Source organism: Arthrobacter gallicola, from assembly GCF_014836775.1.
In the GTDB taxonomy this organism is placed as follows: domain Bacteria; phylum Actinomycetota; class Actinomycetes; order Actinomycetales; family Micrococcaceae; genus Arthrobacter_B; species Arthrobacter_B gallicola.
In genome coordinates this window covers 231,561-254,545 of record NZ_JACSQD010000005.1, presented here as the reverse complement: position 1 = coordinate 254,545, position 22,985 = coordinate 231,561, and the positions used below count along the sequence as shown (strand labels likewise).

Annotated in this window: 20 protein-coding genes and 1 pseudogene; 9 read left to right on the top strand and 12 right to left on the bottom strand. The window is 58.1% G+C overall.

Annotation, left to right across the window (positions count from 1 at the left end):
* Positions 1-121: 121 nt before the first annotated feature.
* Both H9639_RS17065 and H9639_RS17060 read right to left on the bottom strand, forming a co-directional pair.
* Entirely contained in the window at positions 122-2,368 is a 2,247-nt protein-coding gene (locus H9639_RS17065; RefSeq protein ID WP_191808356.1) for a LamG domain-containing protein, read from the bottom strand.
* Positions 2,369-2,537: 169 nt separating this feature from the next.
* Entirely contained in the window at positions 2,538-2,666 is a 129-nt protein-coding gene (locus tag H9639_RS17060) for a hypothetical protein (RefSeq protein ID WP_263598552.1), read from the bottom strand.
* 201 nt (positions 2,667-2,867) lie between these two features.
* On the opposite strand from H9639_RS17060, the gene H9639_RS12295 reads away from it, so the two are divergent.
* A complete protein-coding gene (locus H9639_RS12295) occupies positions 2,868-4,184 on the top strand; it encodes a cysteine desulfurase (protein WP_191808355.1) in 1,317 nt (438 codons plus the stop codon).
* Positions 4,185-4,186: 2 nt separating this feature from the next.
* Positions 4,187-4,660, top strand: coding sequence for a Fe-S cluster assembly sulfur transfer protein SufU (sufU, locus tag H9639_RS12290; protein WP_191808354.1), 474 nt, complete (start codon positions 4,187-4,189; stop codon positions 4,658-4,660).
* Between the two features lie 54 nt (positions 4,661-4,714).
* Here sufU and H9639_RS12285 read toward each other — a convergent pair whose 3' ends face one another.
* Positions 4,715-5,302, bottom strand: a complete 588-nt coding sequence (locus H9639_RS12285; protein ID WP_191808353.1) for an LPXTG cell wall anchor domain-containing protein — start codon at positions 5,300-5,302, stop codon at positions 4,715-4,717.
* A 245-nt stretch (positions 5,303-5,547) separates the two neighbouring features.
* Between H9639_RS12285 and H9639_RS12280 the strand changes: the two are divergent.
* A pseudogene (locus H9639_RS12280) lies at positions 5,548-5,646 on the top strand (iron-sulfur cluster assembly scaffold protein); the annotation flags it as partial.
* Positions 5,647-6,377: 731 nt separating this feature from the next.
* On the opposite strand, the gene H9639_RS12275 reads toward H9639_RS12280, so the two are convergent.
* From H9639_RS12275 to H9639_RS12260, 4 genes are all read right to left on the bottom strand, one after another.
* Complete coding sequence (locus H9639_RS12275) at positions 6,378-6,959, bottom strand: LPXTG cell wall anchor domain-containing protein (RefSeq protein WP_191808352.1); 582 nt, start codon at positions 6,957-6,959, stop codon at positions 6,378-6,380.
* 224 nt (positions 6,960-7,183) lie between these two features.
* A complete protein-coding gene (locus H9639_RS12270; RefSeq protein ID WP_191808351.1) occupies positions 7,184-8,791 on the bottom strand; it encodes a DUF4012 domain-containing protein in 1,608 nt (535 codons plus the stop codon).
* 334 nt (positions 8,792-9,125) lie between these two features.
* Positions 9,126-10,487, bottom strand: coding sequence for a sugar transferase (locus H9639_RS12265; RefSeq protein ID WP_191808432.1), 1,362 nt, complete (start codon positions 10,485-10,487; stop codon positions 9,126-9,128).
* Positions 10,488-10,577: 90 nt separating this feature from the next.
* Entirely contained in the window at positions 10,578-12,041 is a 1,464-nt protein-coding gene (locus H9639_RS12260) for a polysaccharide biosynthesis tyrosine autokinase (RefSeq protein WP_191808350.1), read from the bottom strand.
* A 386-nt stretch (positions 12,042-12,427) separates the two neighbouring features.
* Here H9639_RS12260 and H9639_RS12255 point away from each other — a divergent pair, with 386 nt between their 5' ends.
* From H9639_RS12255 to H9639_RS12235, 5 genes are all read left to right on the top strand, one after another.
* A complete protein-coding gene (locus H9639_RS12255) occupies positions 12,428-13,480 on the top strand; it encodes a hypothetical protein (RefSeq protein WP_191808349.1) in 1,053 nt (350 codons plus the stop codon).
* 2 nt (positions 13,481-13,482) lie between these two features.
* The gene (locus H9639_RS12250; protein ID WP_191808348.1) at positions 13,483-14,568 is read left to right on the top strand and encodes a glycosyltransferase; all 1,086 of its coding nucleotides are present in this window, start codon (positions 13,483-13,485) and stop codon (positions 14,566-14,568) included.
* Positions 14,543-15,661 (top strand): glycosyltransferase, encoded by a 1,119-nt coding sequence (locus H9639_RS17055; RefSeq protein ID WP_404799757.1) that lies wholly within the window; start codon positions 14,543-14,545, stop codon positions 15,659-15,661. Before H9639_RS12250 ends, H9639_RS17055 begins: the two co-directional genes overlap by 26 nt.
* 647 nt (positions 15,662-16,308) lie before the next feature.
* Positions 16,309-16,905 carry a hypothetical protein gene (locus H9639_RS12240; protein WP_191808346.1) on the top strand — a complete coding sequence of 199 codons (597 nt, stop codon included), beginning with the start codon at positions 16,309-16,311 and terminating at the stop codon, positions 16,903-16,905.
* 96 nt (positions 16,906-17,001) lie between these two features.
* Positions 17,002-17,964, top strand: a complete 963-nt coding sequence (locus H9639_RS12235) for an acyltransferase family protein (RefSeq protein WP_191808345.1) — start codon at positions 17,002-17,004, stop codon at positions 17,962-17,964.
* 72 nt (positions 17,965-18,036) lie between these two features.
* Here H9639_RS12235 and H9639_RS12230 read toward each other — a convergent pair whose 3' ends face one another.
* The 3 genes from H9639_RS12230 to H9639_RS12220 form a co-directional block, all read right to left on the bottom strand.
* The gene (locus tag H9639_RS12230) at positions 18,037-18,369 is read right to left on the bottom strand and encodes a VanZ family protein (RefSeq protein ID WP_404799756.1); all 333 of its coding nucleotides are present in this window, start codon (positions 18,367-18,369) and stop codon (positions 18,037-18,039) included.
* A 98-nt stretch (positions 18,370-18,467) separates the two neighbouring features.
* Positions 18,468-19,043: an arsenate reductase/protein-tyrosine-phosphatase family protein gene (locus H9639_RS12225; protein WP_191808344.1), complete on the bottom strand. Its 576-nt coding sequence runs from the start codon at positions 19,041-19,043 to the stop codon at positions 18,468-18,470.
* A 77-nt stretch (positions 19,044-19,120) separates the two neighbouring features.
* Complete coding sequence (locus H9639_RS12220; protein ID WP_191808343.1) at positions 19,121-20,818, bottom strand: sensor histidine kinase; 1,698 nt, start codon at positions 20,816-20,818, stop codon at positions 19,121-19,123.
* A 124-nt stretch (positions 20,819-20,942) separates the two neighbouring features.
* Between H9639_RS12220 and H9639_RS12215 the strand changes: the two genes are divergently transcribed.
* Positions 20,943-21,743: a response regulator transcription factor gene (locus H9639_RS12215; RefSeq protein WP_191808342.1), complete on the top strand. Its 801-nt coding sequence runs from the start codon at positions 20,943-20,945 to the stop codon at positions 21,741-21,743.
* Between the two features lie 20 nt (positions 21,744-21,763).
* Here the strand turns inward: H9639_RS12215 and H9639_RS12210 are convergent, their stop codons facing one another.
* Positions 21,764-22,099: an Hpt domain-containing protein gene (locus H9639_RS12210; protein WP_191808341.1), complete on the bottom strand. Its 336-nt coding sequence runs from the start codon at positions 22,097-22,099 to the stop codon at positions 21,764-21,766.
* A 280-nt stretch (positions 22,100-22,379) separates the two neighbouring features.
* Positions 22,380-22,895, bottom strand: a complete 516-nt coding sequence (locus H9639_RS12205) for a hypothetical protein (RefSeq protein WP_191808340.1) — start codon at positions 22,893-22,895, stop codon at positions 22,380-22,382.
* Positions 22,896-22,985: the final 90 nt, after the last annotated feature.

The following is a 22,985-nucleotide window of genomic DNA, read 5'->3' as shown; positions in this document are numbered from 1 at the left end:
GCCGCTCTCCGTGCCCGGCCTGGGGGCCCCGTCCGGTTCCCGACCCGGGCCCCCGCCCGGTTCCGGGGCGGGGGAGTCCGGCGCAGTCTGGAACTAGACAAGGACGGCTGCCGGCATGGACCTACTTCCGCCCCAGCTGGTTATGGGCCGCGGCCTGGGCAGCGGTCAGCACGGTGGGGTAAACGGCAAACTCGTCGATGGAGCCCTTGAAGTACCGGCTGGTCGGAGCGCTGGGCCAGCCCGTGGTGAGGGTGTCTCCGCCGATCCGCCAGGAGCCGGTGGTGCTCTGGGTGCCTGAAACGGTGTTGGAACCAACCTTTACGCCGTCGACGTACAGGGTCATGCCGCCCGGGCCCTGCGTGGCAACCACGTGGTGCCAGGCGTTGTCGTTGTAGCTGGCGGAGGAGACCACCGTTTTTGCGGCGCCGCTGGCCCATTCACCGAACATCAGTTTCCCGGCGTTGGTCATGTACACATGCCGGCCGTACTTGCTGCTGAGACCGGCATTTTTGCCGTTACGCCACGGCTGGCCGTTGCCGAATCCGATGATCTTTCCGCCCGTTGTGGTGTTGGTTTTGAACCAGGCTTCGACGCTGTACACGGCTGGAGGGGTCATCCGCTGCGGACCATAGACATAATCATCAACGCCGTCGAAGTAGGTGGCCTTGTTGCTGTCTCCGGCGAGTGCGCCGGCCACTCCGCCGATGGTGGGTGTGCCGAATGGCAGGCCCATCCGGTCCCCGGCGGATGAGTCCGCTGCAGCGGCAAACCCGTCCCCCAGCCGCCAGTAGGTGGTGGCGCCGTCGGCCCGGACCTTGGCCGGATAGGCGGGCACGGTTCCAGCCGTGGCGATCGAGACCTGAGCTGACAGTGCACCCACGTGGCCATTCGGGTCGCTGGCCCGGACCCGGTAGGTGTACGTTGTGCCCGGCACAGCGGTCTTGTCGGTGAAGGAGGCCTGGGGAAGATTCCACCAAAGCGAGGACATCTTGACCGTGCCCAGCGCAGTCGCGGAGCCGTTGCGGTAGACGCTGTAGGTGAGGTCCGAATCGTCGGGATCGGAGGATGTCTGCCAGCGGACGGTGTTCTGTCCGGAAGCGCGGGATTCACCGCTGACCAGCTGGGGTGCTCCCGGGCCGGCGGTGCCGGGACCTGGGCCGAAGCGGGTCAGGCTCTGCTGGCCTTTACCGTTGACGGTGGTGAACTCACCGCCGACCCAGAGGACGTCGTTGGTTCCGGCGGTGGTATGGGCCATGGTCCGGGGACCGAGGGATTCGCCTTGACCGTCGTTGGTGATGGGGTTCCACTGCAGCATGGGGGAGGGCGTGTCCACACTCTGCGCACTGAGGTGCACCCGTGTCCCTTCGGTGAAGGAGTCCATACTGGCGCAGTTGTGGGCGTGATGCCCGGAGTACAGGGTTTTGCCGTAAACGGATACGGCCTGGGTCGCTCCGAGGCAGGTGTCCCGCCAGACCTGTGCATAGGTCCCCAGGTCAAACCGTGCGCGTCCGTCGAAGACTCCGCCGCCGGTTCCTTCGTTGCCGATGTAGAAGCTGGTGGTGTCGGAGTCGATGGACTTCACCACGGAGGTTTTGGGGATAAAGAAGTTCGGATAGGTGCGCACGTTGGCGCCGGTGGTGTTGTTGACGACTGCAAGTGCTTTCGAATCGGCCGAGTTCATGGTGAGGAAATCGCCGCCGGCAATAACCACGTTCTTCCCCGCCGGGATGTGCAGGGCCCGGACCGGCTGGTCTGCTGCGGGGGCCCAGGCCTGAAGCGCGCCGGTGGTCGAGACCGCGGCTGCGCGGGCCCGGTTTGCGGTGCCGACTGTTTTAAAGTCGCCGCCAAAATAAACGGCCGTGTTCGTCGCCTCAATCGCCCGCACCGTTGCGGAGACTGCACCCGGTTTGAAGCTGGTGTTCACCGTGCAGGCGGGGAGGTTAATCGCGGCTATGCGGGTGGTGGAGACGCCGTTAACGGCACCGAAGCTGCCTCCGATGTACAGGGTCCGCCCGTCGGGGGAAACGTCGAGGGCGCGGACGGTGGCGCTGCCTCCGGTGACGGAGAGGGCGCAGCTGGTGGGATTGCCGGTGCGGGCGTCAAAGGCGGCGAAGTTCACGGCGCTGCGGGTTCCGGTGCCGCCGGCAGCGGTGCCGGGCGGGCGGATGGCGGTGAAGGTCCCGCCGGCGTACACCACTCCGTTGGCCTCGGCCATGGCCCAGACAATGCCGTTGGTCTGCCAGGTGGGCAGGTTGCTCGCGGCGAAGGTCACCCCCGGGCTGATGGCTGCGGCCGGCGGCGCCACGCCGATCAGGGAGGCGGCGCCGAGGAGGGCGCCCGTAAGCAAAGCCGTAATTTTCTTGCGCATGTTCCCACCCACAGTTTGTGATGACCAGCGGTCCGAACGGACCTAGCTGGCAACCTAGCGGCTGGGCGGGGGAACGGTAATGCAGGTGGATACCCGGGTTTTGCCTGGCTCTACTTAGTCCTGCCGCGGCACACACCCGGAGCACCGCCGTCGGGTGTCAGGGGCTGTTCTAGTCGAGCACGAACATACCCAGGAAGATTGCCGTGCCCAAGCCCAGGAGGAACACGCCAAGGACCTGCAGCCGTTCTGCCTGTGTGGTGTGCCGGCGCCAGCGGCGCACGCGTCTCCGGATGCTCATGCGAGGAATGCTAGGGCGCAGGTTGCCCGGAAAACCGTTTGCGTCGGAACATGACGGGCGCGCACTGTGTGCCTCGTGCGGGGAGACGGAAGAACTTAGGCCAGACTCAGATGCCGTGGCACCGGCGGCGTGGGATGATTAGGGAAGATTTGTCTTGCGTAATCGCCGCGCAGGATGCCACCAGCCGAAGGAGTATCGAACGTGCCCGTGGTGAGTACCCCCGCAACTCTGCGCCCGGCCGCCGGGCCCCTCGAAAATGCCGAAGTGCTGCGTATCCGCAACGACTTCCCGATCCTGCATCAGGAGGTCAACGGACATCCCCTGGTCTACCTGGATTCCGGGGCCACGTCGCAGAACCCGCTGAGCGTCATTGAGGCGGAGCAGGAGTTCTACGAACAGCGCAACTCCGCGGTCCACCGCGGCGCCCACTCCCTGGCCGTGTCTGCCACAGACGTCTTCGAGGACGCCCGCCGGACCGTCGCGGAGTTCGTAAACGCCGCTCCGGAGGAAATCGTCTGGACCTCCAACGCCACCGAAGCGCTGAACCTGGTCACCTATGCGTTTTCGAATGCGTCGGCCGGCCGTGGGGGAGAGGCTGCCCGACGGTTCGTTCTGGGCCCCGGGGACGAGATTGTGGTGACGGAGATGGAGCACCACGCGAATCTCATTCCGTGGCAGGAGCTCGCGTCCCGGACCGGCGCCACGCTGCGCTGGATTCCAGTGGATGATTCCGGTGCGCTCCGGCTTGAAGAGGCGGAGCAGCTGATCAACGGACGGACGAAGGTGCTGGCGTTCACCCATGCCTCCAACGTGCTGGGAACCATCAACCCGGTGGAGACCCTGGTGGCGATGGCGCACCGGCACGGCGCCCTGGTGGTGCTGGACGCCTGCCAGTCCGTGCCGCACCTGCCCGTGGACGTCCGCGCCCTGGACGTGGACTTCGCGGCCTTCTCCGGACACAAGATGCTGGGGCCCACCGGGATTGGCGTGCTGTACGGCAAGGCCGAGCTGCTCAACGCGATGCCCCCGTTTCTGACCGGCGGGTCCATGATCACCACGGTCACCATGGACAAGGCAGATTATCTGCCCGCTCCGCAGCGCTTTGAGGCGGGAACGCAGCGGATTTCCCAGGCCATGGCCCTGGCCACTGCGGTGAACTACCTGAAGGAAACCGGGATGGACCGGATCCATGCCTGGGAGGCGGAGCTGGGCCAGCGGCTGGTGGCGGGCCTGGAGCAGATTGAGGGCATCAAGGTGCTGGGCCCGGCTGCCGGGATTGAGCGGATCGGTTTGGCGGCGTTCGACGTTGACGGCGTCCACTCGCACGACGTCGGCCAGTTCCTCGATGACAAGGGCATCGCCGTGCGGGTGGGGCACCACTGCGCGCAGCCGCTGCACCGCCGGCTGGGCCTGGTGTCCAGCACCCGGGCGAGCACGTACCTGTACAACACCACGAACGACGTCGATGCCTTCCTCACCGCAGTGGCCGGCGTCCGTCCCTTTTTTGGAGTGAAGTAACCATGAGTTCGGACCTGGAACAGCTGTACCAGCAGATCATCCTGCAGCACGCCAAGACCCGGCACGGCGAAGGTTTGACGGACGCTCCGGCGGGCGCTGCGGCGGGGGAGTCCCATCAGCTGAACCCGACCTGCGGGGATGAGATCACGCTGCGCGCCGTGCTCAACGGGCTCGATGGCGGCGCGGCGGACGGTGCTCGGGTGGAGGGGATCAGTTGGGAGGGGCAGGGCTGCTCTATCTCCATGGCGTCGGCCTCGGTGCTCACGGACCTGATGGCCGGGATGCCCCGCGGGGAAGCCCTGGACCTGGTGGAGAATTTCCGCGATGTGATGCGTTCCCGCGGGACCGTGGAGGCAGATGAAGAGGTGCTGGGCGACGCCGCTGCGTTCTCTGGTGTTTCGCGCTATCCGGCGCGGGTCAAGTGCGCCATGCTGGCGTGGGTGGCGCTGGAGGAAGCGGTGAAGGCTGCGAAGTAGGGCTCCGGCTGCAGCCCGAAGTGATCGAGCTGCAGCCCTGCTCCCTACAGAACGCTAGACATCCTTCTTGCGGCGGACCACAGCGACTGAGACGACACCCGCGCCGAGTGCAAGTGCGCCGGCAGCGCCCCAGAGAAATACGTTGCTGTCTGCGCCCGTGGATGCCAGGACCGCGCCTGCGGCCGGTCCAGTTGCCGCGGCGGCTCTCTTATCGCACGGGGTCGGGCCCGCTCCGGGAACAGCGGCGACAGTTGCGGTGTAAGTACGGCCGGAATCCCGGGCAACACCGGTAAGGGCATAGGTGCCGGCTTCGCCCAGCCTGATGTCGGTCTTAAAAACGCCGTCAGCTGCTGCCGTTGCGGTCAGCGCTGCCACGCGCTGGTTGAGGATAATGAGGCCGTTGACGCCTGTACCGGAAACGGTGTTGGGGTTGTTGGAGAAATCCACCGTGATGTCGATAATTTCACCGGGGGTGGCACCGCTTCCGCTGAAATCAACGAGTCCTCCGGGGTCTGCGACTGCAGCGCAAACCATACCGGAGACTGATGCCGGCGGAGCGGGGTATTCGTTCGCGACTGCTGCGGTTGCGCCGGTAAGGGTCAGAGCCCCGGCGAGGGCCAGGGTGGATGCCGCTTTTTTCATGTCAGACTCCCCATGCGATTGCTAGACGTCGGTCTGGCTCAATAGCCATTACGTGCCTGCAAGCTACAAGGGGGAACTGCTCAGCGCTATAAGTAATCGTCGGTAAAGCGGCGCTGAAGAAAGTGGCTGTCCACGTGGTGCGCCATCGAAATTACTCAGTCGCAAAAAGGAAATACTCGTTTGAAGGACTCGGTAGCCGGCGCTGTGCCTGGTGGAGAAATTCGATGAAACGATCCGCTCGCTGCGCCGCTGCGTTCTCCGGTGTTTCGCGCTATCCGGCGCGGGTAAAGTGCGCCATGCTGGCGTGGGTCGCGCTGGAAGAAGCGGTGAAGGCTGCGGAATAGGACTCCGACGACGCCGCCGGGCATGGGCGGGAGGGCGGGTGTGTGATCCCGCCTTGGACCATTGGCTAGACGTGCGCCCCGATCCCGTGCCGTGCGGAGTGCTGGGGCTGAGCGTCGTCGGGCCGATGCGCTGATCCAATGTGGGCAGGCTCCGGTTGCGGACTTGCTTCAGTTAGCGGTTCTTCACTGACGTGCTTCCCGTTATGGTGCGGCATGCTGCGCCGCCGGGCAACGGCTACGGAAATAAACCCCGCGAGCATGCCTGCAACCCCAAGCGCCGCCCAAATGAGCATTGCGGTATTACCGGTGAGATCCGTGATGGATCCCAAAGATGATGACGTGCTTTCGAGCAAAACTGTTCCCCCGGAACCGTGATCAAGCTGAGACTGTTATCCTCATCAACCCTCTTCAGGCGGGTGAGGCGATCATCGTAGCAGTACAGACGGGCCTATTTACAATCGATATTTCACGATACTTCTTCAGGCCCGCTAGCAGAAAAATCTAGGGCGGGTGCCGAGGGGTACACAAGCCCAAAGGGGAATTTTGAGATACCGGGCCCCAAAATACATGCCCGAGTCGGAGTCGATGCCTGAATACGTAAGGTTCCCCGCGATTGATGACGTGGCGCTTTCCTTGTGTGGCCGCCGAACCGCTGATCTTGGTTCTAGTGGTAACACAAAAGGGATGCGGTGGAGGCAGGACCTCGACCGCATCCCTCTTTGATGAGGTCGTTAGGCCTTCTTGCGGCGTGCCACGCCCAGCGTGACTGCTCCTGCCCCAAGGGCCAAGACGCCTGCGGCGCCCCAGAGCAGCATGCCATTGTCCGCACCGGTGTCGGCGAGCTCGCTCTTGCCAGCATTATTAGTGCCGGAATTGTTTCCGGCACCTGCTGCTGCACTCTTGTCGACGACGACGGTGGCCGTCACGGTGCGGCCATTGTCACGCCCTACAGCGGTGAGCGTGTAGGTGCCTTCTTCGCCTAGAGTGACCTGGGTGCTGAAGGTGCCGTCCGTACCGGCCGTGTCAGTGTAGGCCGCCACGCGCTGGTTCAGGATGATGAGGCCGTTGACGCCGGTGCCGGCAACAACGTTGGGGTCATTGTCGTAATCGACCGTGACGTCAATGATTTCTCCGGAGTTGAACCCGGTGCCGCTGAACGTCACCGTTCCGCCCGGGGCGACGACAGCTGCGCTGACGGTTCCTGTGACTGCAGCGGGCGGAGCCGGGTAGTTGGCGTCAACAGCCGTTGCGGCGCCGGCGCCGAGGAAAGTAAGGGCACCAGTGAGGACCAGTGCGGATGCGGCTTTTTTCATGTGAGACTCCCCGTGCGATTGATAAACGTCATCTAGCTAGTGATTGATCCCGTTCCCACCTTGAACGTCTAAACCAACCTATATCTGCGATCTTTCGCTTACAACTGGCGGTGGGAGGCATCGAACCACGAAGATGGCTGCCTCCTAAGATGCGGAAACTACCTAACAATAACAGTCGACGGTAGTAGTTCCAAGTGCGTTTGGCTTTTTGACACCGGCGGAACCTAACTGCACGGCGCCTCATCAACGGACTGCAAAAGTACCTCGGAGAGCGGAACAGCCGTTGGCGTGACAGTAATTTGGGCGACGGAATCCTGCGAAACTTTGAAAAATGTAACGTTTAGATCGGTCGACTCTCCGGGCTGCAATTCGATCGTGACAGTAGCCACCGGACGTTGCCCATGTAGGCCTGACCCGAAAGAAACCGGACGACCATTCACAGTCAGCCCTTCAACGAGCGACTGTTCAGGACCGTATAGGACATAGTTCGTGCGGATATTCCCAGGCTTTACACCGAAAATACCGCCGCCGGTAACGTACTCCGGGAGAGAGTCTGCGGCATCCTTTGGTGCGCCGTTGTCAATGGATACCTGGACTGTGTAACGTCCCAGCCCATCAGCCCGGCAAGACTTCAGAAGCTGTACGGTTCGTCTCGTGTAGTAGTCCATTTTCGCGCCTGTGCCGTCATTGAAATAGACGCCGAATGCGGCGCCTCCTGCCCGTGCCCCTGTCACTGAGCCAGCCAAGGCAGTGCGACTTATAATTTCCTGCTCCTGCACTCTGCTAGACCAGAGAAAGAGTCGTTGTTCACTGGTGCTGTGTACAAGGGCGTTGACTAAATGGGTAGCGTCGCCGTGCCCCTGAGTGAATGACCGAAACACCTCGGAAGCCACTGCCGCAAAATACGCGTCCTGAGCGTTATTATCTTCCAACTCGCGGTAAACATCAGAAAGCAGTGTAGAAACAACGTTGTCACTGTTGAGAGAGACTGGAAGATTAGTTCGGTATAGCACGTCATCCAAGTGCGAGTCACTCAATTCAACAGCGCCGATGGCCGTGAGCATATATGATAAAACCATGGGATCGAGGGCGACGACTCCGTCAATCAAGTCATCTGGGTATCTTGTTTCCCACATTTGTTTCGCTGAGAAGGCTGCAGTGGGAAAGTGCGGTGTCAGATTCACATTCTGCATCTGCCTTCCAATGCGGGTAGTGAACAGGTCCTCTTGTTCCTGATCCACTGCGATGCGCGGAATAAACTCTCCAAGCGCACTGGCACTAGTCTGCTCTCCAAGCTCGATTGTACCCTTGGTGACGTTTAATACCGCCAGTGCACCCGGTATGCCGCCCGTGGCACGGGACTCGGCATTGTTTTGTACGAGTATCAAGTACTTTCGGGGGGATTCATCGCCGAGCATCTCTGGCAATAAACGTGCGGCCGCCGAAGCCATGTCAAGCCCCGTAGAGAGTTCACGCAGCTGTGTGGTCGCCGAGGCTACGGGGTCGGAGACCGCTGGGAGTAAACCTTGGAGATTGATAGCCGCCATCCTGTCTGCGGACAAGAGGACTGCATTCGCCGCAGCTGTAATTACTGGTTCAGCGTCCTTGAGCGCCGAAGTATCGATCCGCCCATCAGTGGGTGACAAAGAATCCCAATTGAACGCGTCGAATTTGTTCAGGAGCGGAGATCCTGCGTGGACAGCCACATCGTCCATAGAAACCGTCACCTCAGTGACGGCGTGTAAATTAGGCCCGAAGAAGGGAACGAATGTTCCCATCTTCCAGAGCGGACCGGTGGCGGTCTTTTTAGCTGAGCTAATCGAGTGACTCATCTCAGCAAAAGTTCTTCCCGCCGCGGGGGAATCGTGCGTCTTCAATTCTGTTACAAGAACGGGTAGTAGCTCCACCGCGTGATTCATGTTAGCTCGGACTGATGCGACTTGCTGCATCAAAGCTGCAGTAAAAATGCCGGCGGTAAATAGGGCCGCAGCGAAAATCAGGGTTGTTCGGACTCGCTGATTACGTGTCCTGGACTCTTTTCGCGTACGGACTTCGACTCGGCGTTCGTTAGAGTCGTCACATTTCTGGATCTTTTTGAATCGGCGCCAAACCATGCGTTGATACATCACCTAGGTCACTTTCACAGGATGAGAAATGCTTTCGCATTTAGTAGGCACCATGACGTGCCAGAACTGCCTTAAATGTTCTAAGGAGTATCGTAACGTCTCCAAGCAAGGACCAATTCTCAACATAGTAGAGGTCCAACCGGACCGTTTCATCCCACGACAGGAGGGAACGTCCACTTACTTGCCAAAGTCCGGTCAAGCCGGGTCGAACCATGAGGCGACGATGAACATGACTTTGATACATCTCCACCTCAGTTCGGAGTGGAGGGCGCGGACCGACCAAGCTCATGCTGCCGTTGAGTACATTGAAAAGCTGTGGCAGCTCATCAATGCTATAACGACGGAGGAATCGTCCCGACCGTGTTATTCGGGGATCTGCTTTCAACTTGAAAAGAACCCCATTACCCTCACTTTGGGATTTTAGGTCCTCTAGACGTTCTTCCGCATCAACCACCATGGTCCGGAACTTGTACATTTTGAAGTATTTACCTCCCGAACCAACGCGCTCCTGACGAAACAGAACAGGTCCAACCGTGTCTAGCCTAACCAGGACTGCGACCACACATAGGACGGGGGATAGCATGAGGAGTAGGGCGCCAGCTCCGACTAGATCAAAGATACGCTTAAGGACGTTTTGACTCGTCCGAAGGTTTGGAGTTGAAACATGAATTAGAGGCAGACCGGCTAATGGCTGAGTATGTATCCGTGGTCCTGCGATGTCAGTCAGAGCGGGAGCTAATATCATCTTGATCTGCATCTCCGCTAAAGCCCAGCCCAGTTCCCGGATGGTTTTCGGTGGTAAGGGAACTCCGCTTGACAGCGCGACAGCATCGGGGCGTAGATGCTGAGCTGCTGCCACGATCGACTCAGATGCCATACTCACACCTACATTAGGGAGTGCTAAATTCGGGTCAACCGAACTGCCAGGTTTCGCGCCGGGCAGGTATGTGGCGATAGGCCGGTATCCAGCCATCGGATGCCCGACTAAGGCCCTCGCCAAGTGTTCCACCCCGTGAACTCCTCCGACTAGGAGGACAGTGGAATTACTCTTTCCATGACGGCGTTCGGTTCGAAGCCATAAGCGGATCAACCAGCGGGCGATGAACAGAGAAACTATTCCCGCAGGCAGAGCTAGGCCAATATATCCGCGAGCGATATCGAGTTGATAGACATACGAAACCACCGCGACAGCTCCGAACAACCAAAAAGAAGCACTCAGAACGCGTTTGAATTCTTCGGTGCCGGTGCCAAGAACGGTGGTATCCCGGCTACCTACCACCCCCAAGGATACCCACCAAGCGGCAGCAAGAATGAACGTCAGCGCAAGATAAGGTTCTCCGTCAGTTGAAATTATCTCGCGTCCACGGCTGGTCCCGAACCGTAAAATCAGGGCGCCAGTCATAGCCCAAAGAACGCCTAAAGCATCTGTAACGGCCAACCAGCGAGCATACTTTACACGCCATTCGTTCAAATCGTCCACCGCATTTCGGTCCTAGCCAACATAGTCCTGAATATTCGATGAAGACCGACTCCGCCTAACGCCCTTCACATGGCTTGCATTCATGGTCCGACTCGATTGGGCTCGTTGCTTTCGTCCAGCAGGGGCAGTTTCATGCGAGTAATATGTATATGAGTAGGCGTCTGGACCTTTAGTAGGCAATAGATTTAGAACAACGCCTAGCAGTTTTGCCTCGACAAGGCTAAGGGATGAAAGCGCTTTTTCAAGATCCTGTGACCTCAATTTGTTCATGCCTGCTACCAGGATCACTCCACCTGCTTTTTGGGCAAGCACCGTGGCATCCGTAACTGGTAACAGAGGCGGCGCATCAATGATGACCGCATCAAAGAGTTCTTCTAAGCGTGAGATGACACCGGACATGGCGGGAGAACCCAGCAACTCGCTGGGATTGGGCGGTATCTGTCCGGAAGTCAAGACGTAAAGCTCACCCTCGCCCCACGGTTGCAGAAGGTCTTGGACATGGGAGGTGCCCACTAGCGCAGTCGTTAGACCGGCTGAAGACTCGAGACCCAGATAGTTTGCCACCATTGGGCGTCGTAAATCAGCGTCCACAAGGACGACACGTTGTCCTGCCTGGGACAACGCAATGGCTAGGTTTGTAGCTGTCGTGCTCTTCCCTTCGCTCGGAAGAGACGAAGTCACCAGGACAGTCTTGGATTTATTGTTCACGCTTGCGAACTGAAGATTGGTACGTATCTGACGAAATGACTCCGCACGGGGGCTTTGGGGGCTTGCTTGCGTCAGGAGAGGCTTTTTGGCTGCGTCTGCGTCGAAGGAGATTCCCCCCAACAGTGGAGCTTCAGTAACGAGTCTCAAATCTTGCTCGCCTCGGACATATGTGTCCATGGCAGAACGCAAGAGCGCCAGACAAACTCCCGCAACCAATCCTCCCAATAGCCCAATGGCGAGGTTCAGTCGGATATTCGGGGATGATGGAGTGGCTGGGGCGACCGCTGGCGTGACTACGGAGAGCTTGACTGGACTACTTCCGCCGGAAGCCGGACTTTCTAGCTCACCCACCAACGCAATGAGGCTAGCAGAAACAGCTTCTGCAACCGAGGCAGCTTGGACGGGAGATGAGTCCGCTACAGAAATGGTAATGAGTACGGTGCTCATATCGGCCCGTGCGGCTACCTGGGTAGCCAACTGAGCCGGCGTGAGGTCCAAAGCGAGGCTGTCTATGACAGGCTGAAGAACTGCAGGGGTCTTCGCTGCCTGGACGTACGACTGGACCCGAGCTTGAGTGAAACTGTTACCCTGTTGCAACTCCGCTACGCTCCCGGTGCTCTGAATCGCAACAAAGAGTTGTGTATACGCCGTATACGTCGGCCGCAGCAGTAATGATCCGGCGCCAGCGACAACTAGCCCCGCTAATGTGCAGGCAAGTACTCCGACCCAGTATCGCCGGAGTATCCTTCTATAATCCCTAAGATCCAAGTTCCTACCCTTCGTGGAAGCAGTGCATCGTTCACGCAAGGCCAGAAAGCGCTGCAACTACTTAGTGTCAGGCAGCAACTATAACGTCAAATGATGGCGGTCTGAATCCGAAGCTGGCGGGGGATATAGTACGGGCTGCTGTGCAGCCGGCGATCAAATAGACGTCCACCATGGACGCAAAGCACATAACACCAGATGCTGTCGCAGCTGCGCACCACTCCAGGATGTGAATGTGGGTACCTACGCAGATTCTTAGCACTGGACACCAAGCCTATACACTAAACGATTGGAGTGCGAACGTTGGTTATGGTCTTGCGTGAATAGGAGTTTGGGTGGAACACAGTGGGTACGAGACGCGTCACCCGCTGAGCGTGAGACGCCAAGTTATGCTTCTCGACTCCGGCATGCTAGTTGCGGGATTGCTGGGCCTCCTGCTCGTGATATTCAGAGATAAGATATTGCCCGCTCGTTTCATGGGTGACGAAGGAACCATTCAGGAACTCGCGAGAGGTCTATGGTCTGCGGAGGGCGACAGTTCCTATACGCAAGTGGCAAATTTTTATCGGTGGATGGGTTTGGCCGAAAATGCAACGCTGGCGGGATTGTTTGGCTTTGTTCTCGCTTGTATGCCCTACCTGCTTTTGATCAAAGAAGCGCGTGCATTGGGAACCAGCTTTGGGATAATGGTCACGAGCCTATCGGGTGTTCTTCTTAGTGCTGTGTACATGGGCAGCTACTCGAAGGAAGTTTTTCTCGTCCCGATAGTTTTGGCTCTAGTGGTCCTGAAGCCTGGTAAATTGAGTCTTCTTTTGATTTGTCTCCCAATGGCGCTTTATGCAACATATTTCAGGAGTTACTGGTTTTTCGTATTGACATTTTTTGTTCTACTTGCATTTATCCTGCGCAAGAACATATCGATTAAAAGGCTACTTCTCGTCACGATTTGTGGCATCGCCGTTGGATCATTGCTTTTGTCCTTTATTCTAGACGTTCCGGCCGATCACTTTCGCCAAGTAGTGAATGTTCGTAGGGCTGTCGTTGGTGACGTAAACACGCTAATTCCGAGGTTCATTCCATCCGAAAGCATCTTTTCAGGGCCGCTCAATAATATATGGACGTTTATCGTCTTAGTAGTACCAATACCGCTATTGCTGCTTTTTTCTGGTTACTACATTGTCATCTTCGCTTTACTCGCTAGCATATGGGGTGGATTCTATCTAGGCGTGCAGCGACTTAAGAACGTTATCAACCGCACCCATGGTCTACGAATAACGCGTGCGATAGTGTTTTTATCGGCATTCGTTATGACGCAAGCCTTCTTTGAGCCCGATTATGGGTCGGCGCTTAAGCACCTGACGCCGTTCATACCTTTGTTTCTTATGATCCAATTAGGAGTCAAGGAAATGACACCTGAGTCAACATCGAAAGAGAACCGATAATCATGGAGTCACGTATCAAAGTTCTTCACGTTGTGGAGAGTTTTGGGGGCGGAGTTGCTACTGCCCTGGCGCAGTATGCGAAAGCCACACCCGGAGTGGAACACCACCTACTTCGGTCTGTTAGGGTCGGTGACTTCGCTGATGGAGGCGAGTTGGCGGAGTTTTCGAGTGTCGATGACCTGCCAAGGACCCCAGTCGCTGCGAGGAAGAAGATCCGGCAGACCTTTAAACAAGTTCAGCCCGAGATAGTTCATGCGCATTCTAGTTTTGGTGGCCTTTTCACTCGGATTTCGGTTCGTGCCACTAAAAAGGTTCAGATCGTATATACGCCCCACGGGTACTCGTTCGAACGCCGGGACATTTCCGCTTTCAACAGATCTCTTTACCGTAGCGTCGAAGCCGCGTTGTCATTCAATACCTCAAACTACGCTGCATGTTCGCCGCGTGAGGCCGAACTGTCAAAAAAGCTGAGCCGCCGCTCCGTAGTGAGCTACGTGCCGAACGTCCTGGAAGAGATTCCTGCTCATTTTCTTCCAGACGAACGTGACCCTGCTGAGCACCGAGTCGTCAGCGTAGGTCGTTTAACAGCAGCAAGGGATCCAATGTTTTTCCTGAAGGTTGTCGCGGCGGTGAAGAGCGTAGATCCGAGTATCGTATTTACCTGGGTGGGAGACGGTGAAGAATCATATAAACGTCAGCTTATCGATGCTGGCGTTGAGGTTACTGGCTGGTTGACACGATCTAAAGCATGGTCCGTACTGCGATCTTCGGACACACACATTCATACGTCGGCTTGGGATGGATTCCCTATGGTCCTTTTAGAAGCAAATCAAGCGCGCGTCCCTAGCCTTGTGCGTGATATTGACCCCTTCGCTGGTGTTCACAAGAACCTACGGAGTGAAACTCCGGAAGAAATGGCGTTGAAGGTGTTACAACTACGGAGCCAGGACAGTAGAGCTGATGTTCTCGGTCTTTGGGATGACTTCCTTAGGGATAACACTATCGCTGTCCAAAGGGCGCGGCTGATGGAAATATACGAACCTATAGTGTTGGGAGCAGCAAATTCGTATTCTTCACGTAATAAATAGTCTTGATATAGGCGGGGCAGAAACCTTACTGAAAGGGTTGCTGGAGCAGTGGAAAGACGATGAGCACCACGTGGTTGTGTTGCAGCAACCTGGAGTATTCTCTGAGGATGTTGCTAAGTCAGCTGTATCCGTCACACACTTGAATATTCCGAAGAGCCTAAGGTCGGTTCCAAGGATGATAATCGGTCTCAATAGAGTTGTTCGCGCACTCCAGCCAGACGTTGTTCATTCACACTTGCTACAGTCTGACTTCGTCTCGTTGATTTGCCCTGGACGCAAATTTCGACGCTACACCTCTGTTCACATATCAGATATAGGCAAGTACGACCCGTCTCAGACCCGGTTGTTATCAAGGGTGGTTGCGCTTCTCTCCTTCCGTTTTACGGCTGCGATCGCAACGAGTACTAGGTCAGTCGAATTCATGAGGCGAGTGGGATACAGGTGCAACAGTGTAGTAGTCAACAATGGGACTCCACGGGTTGAGCCGGTGAATTATCAGCAGGAGCCGTTGACATTTTTATCTTTGGCTAGATTCCACGAAGTTAAGGGCCACGATGTTCTTATATCCGCATTCAGCGAACACCTGAAAACCTATCCATCGTCGAGGCTTCTATGTGCGGGCCATGGTGTAGACATGGACAATCCAGACTTCGTTTCGTTCGTTGGCGCTAACTTGGGTGATATGGTGAACGCAGGGTCGGTGGAATTGGTGGGGCCAACGAAAGACACGAGAGCGCTCTTTTCACGATCGTCTGTGCTTGTTATATCAAGTATTGGGACTGAAACCTTTCCTATGGTCGGATCAGAAGCGTGTATGCATGGTATTCCTGTTATCACGACTGATGTAGGAGACGCTCATAAGTTTCCTGGGGACAGCAGATGGGTGGTCGAACCACGATCAGCTATGCAAATGGCCGACGCGATGAATGCTTTCGCTTCCTTGTCGAGCAAGGAGCGTGAGGTTCTGTCTGCGGATAGTAGGGAACGGGCGCTGGCCGAGTTCGATCTCGAAAAGGTGGCAGCGACTTATACCCTTCTTTACAGGGGACTAAACGGACTTCCAAAAACCCCCGATAACCCCCTGAACAAATGAAGACTAAGTTGAAGATAGCTCACTCCATTCGTGCTAAAGGGTGGTATCTTGCACCAACCATTTTGAATGGACTGGTCTCGATCGCCTCGGTACCATACCTTATACATTTCGTTGGCGCGGAGGGTTGGGCACAAATAGCTTTGGGTCAAGCCATAGGACTCTGCGGCGCGGTCCTGGTTAGTCTGGGTTGGCCGGTTGATGGCCCGGCGACTATCGCTGGCGCTTCAGCCGAAGAGCAACAGAAACAATTCATGTTGTCCCTCTGGGCGAGACTCCTTGTCTCTACCGTCGTAATGTCGACAATTATCGTTTTTTCCGTAGTCATTTTTCCCCAAAGCTCGTTGTTTGTGTGGACGGTTTTGGCCAGCACGCTTTTGGGATGTGCCTCGAGTTGGTACTTTCTTGGGATCGATGATCCGCGGGGACTTTTTTGGAGGGATGCAGCGGCTAGGTCTGGGGGCGTTCTCTTCGGCCTTGGCTTAGTAGGTGTGAGTGGCAGCGGAGAGTGGTTTGCGGTTGGCTTGGTTGTTGGTTTGACCATTTCTGTTTGGCTTACTCTTGTGAGCGTTCGGTTCCGAAGTCGCGGCTCTGGATGGAAAGTATCCGGCATGGCAGTGCTAGGGTCGATTCGCAGTCAGACTAAGAGCTTGACAACCAATACACTTTTCGTCGCGATGTCGTCTGTGGGCCTTCCACTGAGCGCTTTAATTGGCGGACCTACTTTTGTAGCATTTGCGGTGATAGATAAAGTTCAGAAACAGCTGACGACGGTCGCGCTCCCGCTAACCCAGCTGATCACCGGAAAGATGGCCGGCGACCTGAGCCGTGGGGTTGGCAGGGTTGCAACAGCAACGGGTATGTTTCGGAGTGTGATCATTTCAGCGTGTGGGCTGACTCTCCTGATGCTTCCTTTGGGCCCTCTAGCCGTTCGAATGATGTCTGTTGGCCTAGTGGAGGTCAGCGCCGCACAAACAGTTGCTCTTGCTTTGCTCGTGGGACTGGCCTTCGCGGCGCAGTGCTTGCCGGTTGCAGTCCTCGCGCCGTTGGACAGACTGAAGTACGGGGTCTGGGGAATGGTTCTGGGGTTAGTGCTTGGCTCACCTTTAATCTATTTTGTCGGAAGGTCCTTGGGCATCACATTCGTGATGGTTACAATATCTGGTATGTATCTGTTGACAATCGGGTTTTGTATCGCAGGTTTGGCCAATGCCAAGCGTAATGAGCGAGACGTTCTGAGTTTATAGAATCGGTTGCTTTTGCTAAATTAGTGCGAAAGAGTGAGATAGGAAGCGATTATTCGTTACTTAGAAGCACGTGAACAGATACCTCGATTCGCATGGATGGATACAGCACGGGGAATCGCCATATTGTTGGTGATCATCTTTCATGCCGTGACCGAGGTGGATAAACAGTTTGGTCTCCCCGATACGGTAGTTGCGATAAACAATATCGTTGCCCCCGCTCGTATGCCTTTGATGGTATTTTTGTCAGGGCTTCTTCTCGGTCATGGACTCGCCAAACCCTGGAATAGATATTTCGCGGGTAAGTTATCTAAAATTCTGTGGCCGTATATTGTATGGTCAGGCATTATGTTGCTCCTGGTTTCAGTCGTGGCGGCGGAACACCCTCGCGCCGGTGAGATTGCACGGCTCTTAGCAATATCTCCGATCGATCATTTGTGGTTTCTTAGAGATCTTTTTGTTTTTTATATAGTCATGTTCTGTCTGCGGAGATGTACGAAAACGTTGCACATTGTCCTCGCTTCCGCGGTTCTGCTTGCGGGGCAGTGGGCCGGATTTGAGCAGTTGGAGCGTTTTGCTTATCTTTATTTCTTCTTCACACTGGGATGGTTGTATAGCGGAAAGATCGAAGAACTTAAAATGTTTATCGAGAAAAGAGCCGTTACTTTTGTCAGTTTGGTGTTCGCTGCGTTGCTCGTCCCGTCGGTACTTGTCTTCGGTGACATCCGCTATGATGTTTTGTTTCTACCAGCCGTGGCCAGTCTGGCGTCGATTGTTCTGCGTGTTTCGGTTTTTTTGGAAGGGCGACTCAGTGCGGTGAGGGCCATCGGTAGAAATTCTATAGTTTATTACTTAGTTCATTGGCCGGTTGTTCTTGTACTGGCGCATGTGTGCGTCGCGTTCGGATCCGATATTCATCCGTTTATGATCACAATACTCTGCATAGGTACTGCCCTAGCTTCCTCTTATGTCTGCGAGCGTCTAAATGAACGTGGACTTCCATTCAGTCTATTCTTTGGGATTTCTTTTTCCCGGGCATACAGGCAGAGGCTGCCGGCGTAGTCCTTCGGGGCGCTCGGTGAGACCGGGCTCGAGAGCCGTTGGACGGAGGGCAGCCCATTCCAGTCTGGGGCGTTAACGGAGCCACCGTGTCGCCGATGAGAAGAGGCAACCGATCGTGGCTCCAATAGTGTTTGCAAGTATGTCCGCTACGGAAGCGAAGCGCTCCTCGAGAAAACAACACTGATATGTTTCGATGGCACACGATGCTATAAATGCTAAGAGTATGAGCACGTAGCATGGTTTCTGCCGTCTAAGATAGGCCGCTCCCAGGAAACCGAACGGCACAAAAAGCAGAATGTTGGCCGTGAACTCAACAAAGTTGTAGTTGAACCAGCCTGGGATGCCGTGGGAATGGAGCCAGGCAAGAACCGAGCGCAGGGTCGCACCGCTGGAGCCAGCATCCACAGGGGACGGCCAAAACGCTATAAACGCCAGGGCCACCAGATAGGCGAGAAAAAGCGAGGCCAGGAAGCGCCGTCGGCGGACGGGTCGGCTCACCGGACTCACCGGTACTGATACTCCCAGGCCAGAATGCTTTTGAGGGCAGGGGAGAGCTCCTGGACCATTTGCTGGTAAACCTCATCGGACCGGCGGAAAGGATCCACGACGTCGTCCTCGCCCGGGCCGCCCGGGTGGACCGAGCGCAGGCGCAGGGCCCGGGACAGGGCATCCTTCCAGCGCTCGGCAGCCGGAGCATCGGGATCAGCATCAACTTCGGGCAGCAGACGGGCCAGCTCACGCACGGTAAAGGTCCGGCGCAGCAGACCCGGAGACATCTCCACGATCTTGCTGCGGTGCTCACGGGTCAGAGCGAGCACCAGATCCTGGCCCTGCAGGATCTCCGGGGTGAGCTGGCGGGAGACAAAATCCGCGGAACTGCCGCCAAAAACGTTAATGAACCCGGCCACATGCGGTTCAATGGCCGAACCGACCAGGGCCCCGGTGCCGGCACTGGCAACCTCGAACTCACCCGGAGCCAGCGCATCGAATCCCGCCTGGAGCAGACGCTCGGCCATGGGGGAGCGGCAAATGTTGCCGGTGCAAACGGTCAGAATGCGGAAAGGCGCTGAAGAAGTCATAACCTCTGGTTTCGGATCAGGGTGAAGCGGTTCGGGCGCGGCAAAGCTGGGCACCGCCGCACGCACTGGGAATGAGATTACCCTGCCGGAACGTCCCCGGCGGGTATAGGCGCACGTGGCAGCTCCACCCGGAACGTGGTGCCGGCGCCCGGAGCGGATTTCAGACTGATCCTGCCGCCGTGTGCCTCCACGATGTCCCGGGCGATCCCCATGCCCAGGCCGGCGCCGGGAATCGCAGCCTTCTTGACGGCGTCGGCCCGGAAAAAGCGCTTGAATACGTCCGCCTGCTCGGCGTCGGACATACCGATGCCCTCATCCGCCACTTCTAGGACAGCTGAGCCGTTTTCCTCCCAGGTGCGGATGGTGACGGTCCCGCCGCCGGGGGAGTACTTCACGGCATTGGAGAGCAGATTGTCCAGCACCTGCTGAATCCTGACCGAGTCCACGCACGCGCACACCTCCTCCGGGGCGTCAACGCGGATCCGGATGTCCGCCGCGTCAGTGCGGCGCTTGGCCGAATCCGCCGCGGCCAGGGCCAGCTCACGAATGGAGAGCTCAGTCCGCTCCAGATGGACCGTATCCAGGGCCGTGGTTAACAGGTCAGCCACCAGGACCAGCAGGCGCTCCGCGTTCCGCTGCACCACGTTCAGGGAGGTCACCAGCGGTCCCTGGAGCTGCTGGTCCTCCGCCTCCATCAGCGCCAGGTCCAGGTAGCCGATGATGGAGGTCAGGGGAGTGCGCAGTTCGTGGGAGACACTGGCCACAAAGTCATCCTTGGCGCGCAGGGCCCGGAGCATGTCCGTGACATCGCTGAACGCCAGCACGGAACCGTTGAATTCACCCTGCTCGTCCAGCAGCGGCCGGGCCGAGACGGACATGGCACGCTGTTCCGGTCCGCGGCCCACCCAGAGGATGTAGTCGGAGAAGGTTTCCCGCCGCATGGAACGGGCTATCGGACGGTCCTCAGCAGGTACCGGGGTGATCCCGTCCAGCTCGTAAACTAGCATGTCCGGCTCCAGATACCCTTCCGCTTCCGCCGGCACAGCGAGCTGGTGGGTGGCCAGCTGCCGGTTGTTCATCAGCATGATGTGGCCGTCCCGCGCCAGCACCACCACGCCGACGTCGATCGTATCCAGCACCCCGTCCAGGAGCTGCGCCCGGCGCCGGCTGTCCTGCAGGCTGCGCTTCAGCTCCCGGTCCTTCTCCTCAAGCGCCAGCTGATGCCCGGCGGCGTCCTGCACCGTGAGGGCAGCCGCGAGGTACACCAGCAGCAGCACCAGTGGCACCAGCGCCTGCCGGAGGACGTCTTCGGGCAGTATGTCCGTGTCTCCCAGCAGGGGTGCACAGGCGACCAGCAGCGCGCCGGAGAAAGCTATCAGGGCCGCCCGGCGCGGCGCGACGCCGGACCACGCCAGCCACAGGACGGGGAACGCCGCCAGCGCTGTCATTCCCGGGACGCTCGGCTGCACTCCCCGGTAAAGGGCCGCGATGGCAACAAAATCAAGAATCGGAATCAGTAAAAACGCCAGATTGAAACAGCGGTCCCACGGCACCGCCACGGTCAGCACCGACAACACCGCAACCATGCCCAGCCCGGCAAGGAACTCGGGATTTAAGTAGGCGGCAGGCTTGACCACGTAAACGATCGGCAGCAGGAGTGCGACGGCGACAACAAGGGGAGACTGGCTCAGCGCCACCCGGTGCCGCAAGGGGAACAAATAGAAGTCTCTGCGTTTTGCCAGCGAGAACAACGTTCCGTCCTTGAATCTGGACATTGGCGCGGCAACCTTCACATTCTTGGAGTCAATGAAGTCCGCAGTTTATCTGCCCAGCCTGTAGGATGCCGAATAAGGGGAGCGGGTACAGAAGGTCTCGCAGGACAGGAAAACCACTAAAAGTATGGACACACAGCGCGTAGCCGTCATTATCGAAGACGACAAAGACATTCGCGACCTCCTGCACGCGGTACTCCAGCAGTCCGGTTTTGAGGTACACGCCAGTCCCACCGGCACCGAAGGGGTGGAAGCGGTCCGCAGCCACAATCCCGCCGTCGTCACCCTGGACCTGGGCCTGCCCGATATCGACGGGTTCGAGGTCATCCGGCAGCTGCGCCTGTTCAGCGACGCCTACATCGTGATGCTCACGGCCCGCGCCGAGGAGCTGGACACCCTGATGGGGCTGGAAGCCGGCGCCGACGATTACATCACCAAACCGTTCCGCCCGCGTGAGCTCCGTGCCCGCATCTCGGCGATGATGCGCCGGCCGCGCAAGGACACCGACGCCGCTGAACCCGCCACCGCCCCCGGCGCCGCGGTTAAAGCGCCGGCACCCGCTCCGGCCGCCGCAGCGCCGCAGGCCACGGGGAACGAAGCCGGCGTGTTCCACCACAACGGGCTGCAGCTCGACGCCGCCACCCGGACCACCGTGGTGGGCGGACAGGACGTGGAACTAACCCGCACGGAGTTCGATCTTTTGCAGGCGCTGTTGGAAAGCGGACGCCGGGTCCGGAGCAAAACCGACCTGGTGCGGCGGCTGCGCGGCGAGGACTACGACACCGGTTCCTACATCAGCGACTCCGACGAACGCACCATCGAGGTGCACGTTGGCAACCTCCGCCGCAAGCTCGGCGACGACTCCCGCGCTCCCCGCTGGCTCGAGACCGTCCGCGGTGTCGGGTACCGGCTGGCTCCGGTCGAGTAGCCAGCCCCGCACACCGGAACCTACAGCCGGGGCAGTGTGTCGTGGAGCTGACGGATAGTGTCCTCCCCGCACCGCTGCAGCGGCTCCAGCAGGGACATCAGGCCGGCATGGTCGCGGCTGTGAGCCAGTTGCTGGGCCTCCGCAGCTAGTCCGGCCAGCCGCTCCGCCCCGGCCATCTGGCTGGAAATCTTGATGCTCAGCACCACGTCCATCACATCGGGGAAGTCCTCGCTGTGCAGCGCCGCAACCAGCCTCGAATACCGGGATTCCCACATGGTGATGTAGTTCCCGACGAATTGCTGGCATGTTCCAAGCCCCAGCTGGTCGCTGAGGTCCCGCAGCGCTCTTGTGGACACAAGACTCCTGGACACTGCGCGGCTCTCCATGGCGATCATGCCATGGTCACTGTGAGAGGAGCTGCGCCGAGGGCGCGGTTGGCCCTCCTGACGGGCGCAGAACTCTGAAGCGGGAACAAACGGTTCCTCCTGAATAACGGGCCACCTTTGTGGGATTGTCGGTCTGGCGTTACAGCAGACTCTGACAGTGCAACCTCAGGAACGGACCCGGCGCAGGCTCAAGATCACGGCAATTCTGCCACCGGCTCAGCTGGGTGAGCAGATGGTGTACCCCGTGGGGTCATTTGGGGATGTTGTCAACGGACTCCCCGCCAGAATCGGCAGCAGGAGCGTCCTTATTCGCTTTGCCTAGTCCAGCCCTGGGCCGTTTCAGCTTGGACCAGACTGCTGGTATCAACCGGTAAACGATGGGTATCCACGCTGCCGAGAACATGACCATAGCTATCACACCCACTAGGGCTAGACGGACGTACCAGAAGCCCAAAATCCAGACACCGAAGAGCGTGAAGACGAGACCTATCACCACGAGGCCGCTGTTTACGATCCTGATAGGCCGCTCAGCGTTAGCGTCCCCAGCCATCTTCACCCCGAATTTTACGAACAGAAGATTGAAGACGGTTCCAAGAAGAGCAGTAAATAAACCGTATACCGCGAGTAATATGCCGAGCTGTTCATCGCTATTAATCTGGCCACACACATCGACGGCGATGTCCTGCGCGATACTTCCCTGATCCATGGAGAGATGTTGAACGGCAATATCCGTGTACGTGCTGATGCACTCTTGGTAGTCAAGCATGGATTTGATCCTGCCATGTGCGGGCAAAAAAGGGGCGACGCCGGCCCCCCAGGTGGGTTGCCGGGGGGCCCCGGGGGGACGCGCGGGGGT